Source organism: Streptomyces sp. NPDC058701 (genome assembly GCF_042715295.1).
Lineage (GTDB): Bacteria > Actinomycetota > Actinomycetes > Streptomycetales > Streptomycetaceae > Streptomyces.
Genome location: NZ_JBHXSY010000025.1, coordinates 102,680 through 110,737, shown reverse-complemented (window position 1 = coordinate 110,737; position 8,058 = coordinate 102,680). Strand labels below are relative to the sequence as shown.

Annotated in this window: 6 protein-coding genes and 3 pseudogenes; 5 read left to right on the top strand and 4 right to left on the bottom strand. The window is 69.7% G+C overall.

Annotation, left to right across the window (positions count from 1 at the left end; genetic code table 11):
* The first annotated feature begins 386 nt into the window (after window positions 1–386).
* Window positions 387–1,055 carry a hypothetical protein gene (locus tag ACFWW8_RS24925; protein WP_386531434.1) on the top strand — a complete coding sequence of 223 codons (669 nt, stop codon included), beginning with the start codon at window positions 387–389 and terminating at the stop codon, window positions 1,053–1,055.
* Window positions 1,056–1,164: 109 nt separating this feature from the next.
* Here the strand turns inward: ACFWW8_RS24925 and ACFWW8_RS24920 are convergent, their stop codons facing one another.
* From ACFWW8_RS24920 to ACFWW8_RS24910, 3 genes and pseudogenes are all read right to left on the bottom strand, one after another.
* Window positions 1,165–1,956, bottom strand: coding sequence for a CAP domain-containing protein (locus tag ACFWW8_RS24920; protein ID WP_386531432.1), 792 nt, complete (start codon window positions 1,954–1,956; stop codon window positions 1,165–1,167).
* An 810-nt stretch (window positions 1,957–2,766) separates the two neighbouring features.
* Window positions 2,767–3,090, bottom strand: a complete 324-nt coding sequence (locus tag ACFWW8_RS24915; protein ID WP_386531430.1) for a hypothetical protein — start codon at window positions 3,088–3,090, stop codon at window positions 2,767–2,769.
* Window positions 3,074–3,588, bottom strand: a pseudogene (locus ACFWW8_RS24910) (IS5 family transposase); the annotation flags it as partial. The pseudogene ACFWW8_RS24910 and the gene ACFWW8_RS24915, both read right to left, overlap by 17 nt.
* 215 nt (window positions 3,589–3,803) lie before the next feature.
* On the opposite strand from ACFWW8_RS24910, the gene ACFWW8_RS24905 reads away from it, so the two are divergent.
* The 4 genes and pseudogenes from ACFWW8_RS24905 (at window position 3,804) to ACFWW8_RS24890 (ending at window position 6,845) form a co-directional block, all read left to right on the top strand.
* A complete protein-coding gene (locus tag ACFWW8_RS24905) occupies window positions 3,804–3,977 on the top strand; it encodes a hypothetical protein (protein ID WP_386531429.1) in 174 nt (57 codons plus the stop codon).
* A 21-nt stretch (window positions 3,978–3,998) separates the two neighbouring features.
* A complete protein-coding gene (locus ACFWW8_RS24900; RefSeq protein WP_386531440.1) occupies window positions 3,999–4,610 on the top strand; it encodes an alpha/beta hydrolase-fold protein in 612 nt (203 codons plus the stop codon).
* A 9-nt stretch (window positions 4,611–4,619) separates the two neighbouring features.
* Window positions 4,620–5,349, top strand: a pseudogene (locus tag ACFWW8_RS24895) (Tn3 family transposase); the annotation flags it as partial.
* Between the two features lie 95 nt (window positions 5,350–5,444).
* Complete coding sequence (locus ACFWW8_RS24890; RefSeq protein ID WP_386531428.1) at window positions 5,445–6,845, top strand: SMI1/KNR4 family protein; 1,401 nt, start codon at window positions 5,445–5,447, stop codon at window positions 6,843–6,845.
* A 221-nt stretch (window positions 6,846–7,066) separates the two neighbouring features.
* Here the strand turns inward: ACFWW8_RS24890 and ACFWW8_RS24885 are convergent.
* A pseudogene (locus tag ACFWW8_RS24885) lies at window positions 7,067–8,056 on the bottom strand (hypothetical protein); the annotation flags it as partial.
* Window positions 8,057–8,058: the final 2 nt, after the last annotated feature.

The window sequence follows — 8,058 nt, the reverse complement described above, 5'->3', positions numbered from 1 at the left end:
GATCAGTGCCAGCAGAAGAACGAGAAGCAGGGGAACCATAGTTATCAACCTCCGAAGCACCGTGTGCCCGGCCCCGCCCCGGTCATGCATACCGGCACGTCATCGGCACGCTCTGGCCCGTCAACGGCGCCGCCGCGACGGGCATCGCCCGGGAGACCTACACGTCCCCGACCGCGGACGCGCCGAACGGCTCCCGGGTGGAGCGGGCCGCCCCCACGCTCCACGGGGCCGTGCGTGGCCTGCGTGCGCAGTACCCCGCCGGCCCGCCTCCGGGGGCCGCCCGCGTGCACCTCGGCGCGTGATACCGCCCCGAGGCCTTCGCACGCCCAATGCGATCATGGGGGCCATGAGCGTCGCCGTGCGGCGACGCGGAGGAAGGACGGGACGTGGCCCAGGGACGGATGACGTACGACGTGCGCTACGGGGCGGCCTCGCCGGTCGTTGTGCGCCACGGCGAGGGCGCCGGACCCGAGGGGCACCTCGTCGTCGGGACGCTCTGCCGCGTGCCCGACGACTTCGGAGATGCCGCGCACCCCTCCGCGCGTACCTTCGACGTCGTCGGGGAGGGCCGGGCCGCGATCGCCCGGGTGTCGACGCAGGACGTGGGCTCGTGGGTGCGCGGACGCCCCGCCGTGTACCGCGTCGACGATCCGTACGGCGTCCCGCTGGGCCGGATCACGTACCGGCGCGGACGCGCCCTGCGCGGGGCCCGGGCGCGCTGGACCGTCGAGTCGGCGACCGGCCACTCCGTGCGCGGCTTCCGCGGGCGCCTGTTCTGGTGGGCGGTGTGGTGGCCCGTCGGCCTGCCCGTGAGCCTGGTGTGGCTGGTGCTGTCGCTGCTCGGTGAGGGCGACGACGCCTTCGGCAAGCCGCGCAGGGTGATCTGGCGCGACTCCTCACGCCGGGCGCACCTCGTCTTCCGGGGTGTCGCGGACGAGTACCGGGTCCTCGACGGGAGTTGGGACCCCCGGCTGGTGGCCGCGCTGCTCGGACTGCACCAGTCGTACGATCCGTCGGAAGGCAGCGGCGAAAACGGCTGGTACGTCGGCCGCTGAGCCGGCGCGCAGCGGAAGGCCCCGCCGGAGACGTTCTGGCGGGGCCGTGGGGCGAGGGCCGCGGCCGGCTCGTTGGCCGGTGCTGCGGGCCGTACCGGTCTCCGCCGGGTCAGCGGGCGGCGCCGAAGTCCTGCGTCCAGTAATGGCCCGGCTGCGCGAGGCCGATGCCGATCTCCTTGTAGGAGCAGTCGAGGATGTTCCGCTTGTGGCCCGGGCTGTTCATCCACCCCTCCATGACCTTGGCCGCGGTGCTGTAGCCGTAGGCGACGTTCTCGCCGTACGTCCGCCACTGGTACCCCGCGCGGGTGATGCGCCGGCCCGGGTCGGAACCGTCGGATCCGGTGTGGGACATGTTGCTGTTCGCGGCCATGTCGGCGCTGTGGTCCTGTGCGGCCTTCGTGAGCTTCGCGTTGAGGGTGAGGACCGGACACCCGACGGCGGCGCGCTCCTTGTTGACGAGCGCCAGGACCTCGGCCTGAGCACCGGAGGGCGCCGCGGTGTCCGGCGGAGCCGCGGGCCCGGTCGCCTGCTGCGTGGGCTTCACGGGCTTGACGGGCGCCGCCGGCTTGACGGGCGCCGTCGGTGCGGCGGGCCGCGGTGCGGGCGGAGTGGTCTCGGCGGCCGGCTGCTCCGCGGGTTCGGCGGGCGCCTCCGGGGCGATGTCGGGTCCCGCCGGGGCGCTGTCCGGGACCGGGATTTCCACCGGCTGCTGCGCGGCCGGTGTCCCGAAGGGGGCGTTCTGCCAGGGGCGGCTGTCCTGCTGGGCCGCGGTGTTGCGTATCGGCCCGGTGTCCCGGGTGTCCAGGCAGGCCATGGCGGCGCCGGGCACGCCCACGACGGCCAGGGCTCCGACGGCTATGACCATCTTCCGGTGGTGCGTCTTCTTACGGTGCTTCTTCATGCGTGACCTCACTCGGTGATCCCGAAGCTCCCGGCGCCGGACCGCGAGGGCGCCGGAGGAGCCGCCATTCTTAGAAGGGCGGCAGCGGCCTGGCAAGCTCGGCACCCCGAGCCGCACCGGACGCTCCGGACCGGGCTTGAAACAGCCGGAAGGTCGTGCATGCCCGCGTGGCGGCAGCCCGGGGAGGACCTGACATGGCGCTAGAACCGTCTCTCGACAGCCGCGTTGGAAGCGGAGCGGCCGGAGCTACCTATTCCGTTCCCGTCGGAATGAGGCATGTCAGTGTCAAAAAGGTGCAAAGAGTGATATGTCGAGTGCGGGAGGGCCCTGCGGGATCCGCCGGACCGGCGGGGTGCGCCGTGACGCATCTCACGGGTTCCGGTGAGCGGGGGAGTGTCCGGTCGAAGCTCTGGAGTTCCTCAAAACATGCTTGGGGTGCGGGTCGCGAAGGGCATCTCCCCTCACACGAACGTAAGGGGGGTGGGGCACGTGGAGTTCTTGTTGATCATGGGGATCGGACTCGTCGTGGTGTTCATCTTGGTGATGCTCGGCGGCGGTAACGGCGGCGGCGGGTCGTCACGGGGCCGGTCCCGCAGAGGCGATGGCGGCGGTGGTCACGGCTGCGGCGGCGGGTTGTCCTGCGGTGGGGGCGGATCGTCCTGCGGGGGTGGCGGCGGAGGCGACTGACCGGCGGCGGCCCGCCGCTCCATGGCCGGGGCGGCGGGCGGCCGGTGGCGGGCGGCCGGTGGCTCTCGGATCGGGGTCGCGGGCACGGACCGACCCCTCTTTGCCTGCCGATAAGGGGCCGTTTCATTTGGTGCTGGGAAGGTTCCTCGACGCAAGCACAGCTAGCTGGTGCAACCGCCGGCAGTACTGGGCTCCTACAGGGTCATTGATCTCAGGGATGACTCGGTCCAGGTCCTCGATGCGGCTCTGCAGGAGGATCCTGTTCTTCGAGTCGAGGGTGCCGCCGTTGTCGAGCCAGCGAAGAACGCAGCCGACGATGTCCAACTCGAGGAGCCACACATGTGTGTCCCCGAACGTGGCATGTCGCAAGCTGTCGGGGAAGGGCTCTTGGCGGAATTCCTGCCAGAGACGACCTGTGGTCTCCACCTGCTCAGTCGATTCGTTCATTTGAGCCATCTTGCAGTAGCCGTTGAGCTGGTTTGGTGTTTATCTTCAAGCGGCGGTAGCAGATGAGGGCTGCAGCGATGCCTGCGAACGCCAGGAAGTGTTCGGCCTTGCGTTCGTAGCGCCGGCGTAAGCGACGGCAGCCCGAGAGCCAGGACATCGTCCGCTCTACGACCCATCGGTGCCGGCCGAGCCGGTTCGACGGCTCGATTCCCTTGCGGGCGATGCGGTGACGGATGCCGCGCTTGCGCAGCCATCTCCGCAGGTGGACGCAGTCGTAACCCTTGTCGCCGTGGAGCTTGCCGGGTCGGCGGGGACGGGGTCCGCGGAGCGACCGGATTGGCGGGATGTCGCGGACAAGAGGTTGAGGGCCTGGCTGTCGTGGAGGTTCGCCCCAGAGATTCCGACGGACAGGGGCAGACCGGTCCGCTCAGTGATCAAGTGGATCTTCGACCCGAACTTGCCCCTGTCGACAGGATTCGGACCCGTCAGGTCCCCCTTTTCAGGGCCCGCATGTTGACGGAGGCCGCGATGGAGCCTCCGGCACCACCCGCTGGAACAGCTCCCACAACTCATCCGGCACCAGCCGCTCAACGATCCCCGCCATGACCGGCAGCCTACCCAAGCCGCCAAGTGAGATCGCTTCTAAGGAACTGGTTCACCCTTTTCTGACTTCTAGAGGAGGTATACGGCCTTTACGTGTGTGGAGTTGTTGAATGAAGCGTCAGGCAGTCCTGCTGGTTCCGGCCCTCGTTCTGGCCTCGGCGCTGTCCCTGGCCGGATGTTCCGGCGGCTCCGAGGAGGCGACGTTCGACCAGCGCCCGCCCGCGGGTTCGGGGAAGAACGGGCAGAGCCCGCAACCGACGGCCTCCGGGTACCCGACGAACTAGTGGTTCGGCTCCGGCTTCACGCTGCAGGAGCGCATCGTCGAGCAGGTCGACCAGGGCAAGTCTCTGCCGTTCATCGTCATGATGCCGGTGCTGAACGCCAAGCTGGACCAGTACTGGGACAGCAGCGACATCCCCGGCCAGCCCAAGATGGGGACCTGGATGTCGGACGACGTGCCCGACCTGGCCCGCGAGAACTTCCGGACCTACAAGGACCCCAGGGGCTGGGGATTCTTCGGCTCCTCCGCAGGCGGTTACGTCGGGATGAAGATGGTCCGCCAGTACCCCGACCGCTTCAGCACCGCCGTCGCGGGCGGACCCGATACGGCCTCCGACGCGCCCTTCTGGAAGGGCCACGACCAGGAGAAGCGGGCCAACGATCCCAGCTACCTCGCCGAGCAGCGCGGCAAGAAGAACGGGCCCGAGGTGCACCTCTCGTTCCTGCTCGGCGACAGGGAACCGGGCGACACGGTCAAGGCCTTCAAGGAGAAGATCACCAAGGGGCCGGTCGAAACCGACCTCCACATCATCCCGAACGCCGGACACGACGGCCACAAGTACGCGGACGGACTCTTCCAGGGGCCCCTTGAATGGATCAGCAAGCGCATGCTCGGCCCCGTCCCGGCCGGCCGCTGACCACGCCACCTGCTCACGCTCGCCGGATTCGCGTACGCGCCGCAGCTCGCGGACCTGCCTGATCAGAAGATGTGGCGTATCGACCGCACGACCGACTACGGGGCTTTTTAGGACGCGGCCCGTGGCCGGGTCGACCTCGCCCGCATCGAGCGGCACTGGGAGGACATCCTGCGGATCATCGGCTCCATCCACACCGGTGCCGTCCGCGCGTACGACGTGATCCGGATGCTCTCCCGCGACGGGCGCCCGACCCCGCTCGGCGACGCGATCGCACACTACGGGCGGATCGCGACTGCACATCCTGCGCCTGGCCGACGAGCCCGGCCACCGGCGGCAGATCAAGGTTCAAACCAACCACCAGGAAGGCCGGCACGCGCTCGCCCGGACGATCTTCCACGGCCGGGCCGGGCAGCTCTGCCAGCGCTACCAGGACGGCATGGAGGACCAGATCGGCGCCCTCGGCCTCGTCCTCAACGCCCTGGTCCTCTTCAACACCCGGTACACGGACGCCGCCGTCACCCAGCTGCGCGCCGACGGCTTTGACGTTCGGGACAAGGACGTCGCCCGCCTCTCCCCGTTCGTGCGGCACCACGTCAACATGCTGGGCCGGTACTCCTTCCAGCTCCCCGACCTGCCCGGCAGCCTGCGGCTCCTGCGGGACAAGAACTCTGCCTCCGAGAGGAGCAGGTGCCGACGCGAAGCCATCGGGCGGAAAGTCGGACCAGGCCGTACGCGGTGACTCCGATCCATGGCTTGCGAGTCCGACTGCTACCTGCGCGAGCAGCCCGGCCTCCTGTGACTCCGGGTGTCAGCCGCCCCGCGTACGGTCTGCGCATGGCTACTCAGAAACCCCCCGGGCAATCGATACGTGACTTCGCGACCTGGCAGCCCGTGCTGAGACTCTTGCGGGCCGCCAAGGCGGACAAGGCCGGTGCCGAGCCCATGCGCGTGGCGGGTCGCATCGGGCGAAGCGGTTGGAGTCTGGCCCTCCCGCACCCGGTACCACCGCCCGGTCGAGCCCTCCAGACCGAGGACATACAGGACGAGCTCGACGCGGTGGAGCGGGTGCAGACCGCGATGACGGAGGCTGGTGTCGACGACGTCTCGTTCTCGGCGAAGATCGAACCGACCGGGACGACCGTGCTTCGTCTGCTCGGCCCCAGCCCGGCGGTGGAACCCGGGATCGGAAACCCTCATCCCGGTGCACTCATCCTGATCGAAGACTCCCTTCCCGAGCCCTGGCGCCGCCTCCCCGATCCGACGCACGAAGCGAGGCCGGCCTCCTCAGCGGACCCGGAGTTGCTGGAGCGGATGCTGCGAGAACGGCTACCCGACGCCATCGGCGCGACGGAGGGGGAGATCGCCGCCGCCGAAGCACGCCTGGGCGTCTGCCTGCCCGAGGAACTCAAGGTGCTCTACCGGGTGACCCGGGCGCGCTGGGAGGACTGGGGCGACGACTACGAGACGGCGGATGGTGTCTTCGAAGCGGTGCGCTGCGAACTCTCCTCCGTGGACGACCTGTACATCGCCGAAGCCTCGACCCGCCACTGCCGCTGGGAGCACGCTGCCATGAAGGCGGTCGTCACGCGCCCCGACGCCGCGGTACAGGGCGTCGTCGGGTCACCCGGGTGGATCGTATTCGGCGAGAACGGCGGAGGAGATCAGCTGGCGGTCGACCTGACGCCCGGCCCCCGCGGACACACCGGGCAGATCATCCTGCTCAGCCACGAGGAGAGCGTCGGCGCCGAGTTGCTGGCCGACTCGCTCACCGACTGGGTCCTGGACCGGGAGACGCACGAGCACCGGCACCGCAGGGAGGAGCCACCGCTCGTGGCCCACGTCAACCACGCGAGCATCAAGAGCGTCCGGGAAGCCGCCCACCCCGGCCTGGAAGTCCTCTCGATCGGGGTGTGGGACGGCGCGCCGTTCAGCCTCGCCCCGGTCATCGGGCTGCCCTGCCTGCGCACCCTCGCCGCGTACGCCGGTACGCTCGCCGACCCGCTGGAGATCGCCGAGCTCACCAGCCTGGAATTCCTGGAACTCGGCCCGCAGGATTGGCGTGTCCTTCTGGATGCCGGCGCCGTCCCCCGGAGCCTGTTGGCTGCGTCCATCAAGGCGTACGGCGACCACGACCCCCTCCCCATCGTGGCCATCGCCAACGAAATTCTGGCTCTCTGGGACCGGCCCCAGATCATCCAGACTGTCCTGGAAGGAAACCTCGGACCCCTTGCATAGGCCCGCAAAGTCAGGCTTTTCACTCCTCTAGCTGAAGCGGTCGAGGACATCCTTCACGCCGAGACGGCCGACGGCGGGATCACGCGCCTGCGCTGGTACTACTTCTGCCCCGACGTCCTCACCGCGGTCGGCGACCGGCTGGCCGTGCCCGTCCAAACCCACTGGCACGTCGTGTAGCACCCACAGGCCGGTTGGCACCCCGGCCAACCGCTGCGCACCCAGCGGCGGCTGTCGCCCGGGGCGAGCGGGCTGGTGAGCTCGGCGATCGCGTCCGGGGACGGCTTGAAGTAGCGCCGGACGTTCTCCGGCTTCTTGTGCCGAGACTTCGCCATCAGCATCAGCATCAGCATCAGCATCAGCAGCGACGCGCCCTGCTCGCCGAGGTGAGTCAGGGAGGAGTGGCGGTACTCGTGCAGATCCCAGCCCGTCCCAGGTCCGCGTACCGCGGTGTGCTCGTCCAGCAGGGCGCGGGCCTGCCCGTACGAGAGACGGGCGAACCCGGTGTCCGGGCAGACGTCGCGTGGGCTGACGACCCTGCCGGGACCAGGGCGGCGGTGGGTGACGAACACCGGTCCGCGGGTGCGGTTCTTCAGCAGGCGGGGCAGGAGCCGGGCGGTGCCGGCGTCCCAGTACACGGTCTCCAGCACGTAGTCCTCACGAGCCTGCCCGCGCCGGCGAGCCTTGGTCCGGGCGCCCTTCGCCTTGATTGGGCAGCGGCGCCCGGCGAAGTCCAGGTCCTCGATGTTCACGCCGAGGATCTCCTCCGCCCGGCCCGAGGTCTCGTAGAGCATCCGCCAGAGGGTCTTCTCCCGGAGGTGCACCTCGCGCCGGGCGATCAGCCGGTCGACGGCCATCTTCGAGCGGGCCGGGGTCTCGGAGTCCGGCACCGCCAGCCGCTTCGTCCAGGCCGGGACCTTCGGGCCCTCGTGCCCGCGCTCGGAGCACCAGCCCGTCCAGGACAGCACGGCGCCGCGGCGGGCATTCCACGTATTCACCGCCGAGCGGCCCCACAGCAGCTCCAGCGCCTCACCGATCTCGGCGTCCTCTACCGAGGCGAGCGGTCGGCCCTCGCCGAGGCGCTTGGAGGTCTTCCCGACGGCGATGCCGTAGTTCCGGACGGTATTCGGGTTGCCGAGCTATTCGAGGAACAGGTCGGCCGCCGTCCGGACGGTCACCGCCTTCCCGGTCGGCAACTGAACGAGCGTGGGCACCG

Bases quoted from the DNA above. Each gene is read 5' to 3' on its own strand.
- ACFWW8_RS24920 (WP_386531432.1), bottom strand. From the start codon at position 1,956: ATGAAGAAGCACCGTAAGAAGACGCACCACCGGAAGATGGTCATAGCC.
- ACFWW8_RS24915 (WP_386531430.1), bottom strand. From the start codon at position 3,090: ATGAACGAATCGACTGAGCAGGTGGAGACCACAGGTCGTCTCTGGCAG.
- ACFWW8_RS24905 (WP_386531429.1), top strand. From the start codon at position 3,804: ATGAAGCGTCAGGCAGTCCTGCTGGTTCCGGCCCTCGTTCTGGCCTCG.
- ACFWW8_RS24890 (WP_386531428.1), top strand. From the start codon at position 5,445: ATGGCTACTCAGAAACCCCCCGGGCAATCGATACGTGACTTCGCGACC.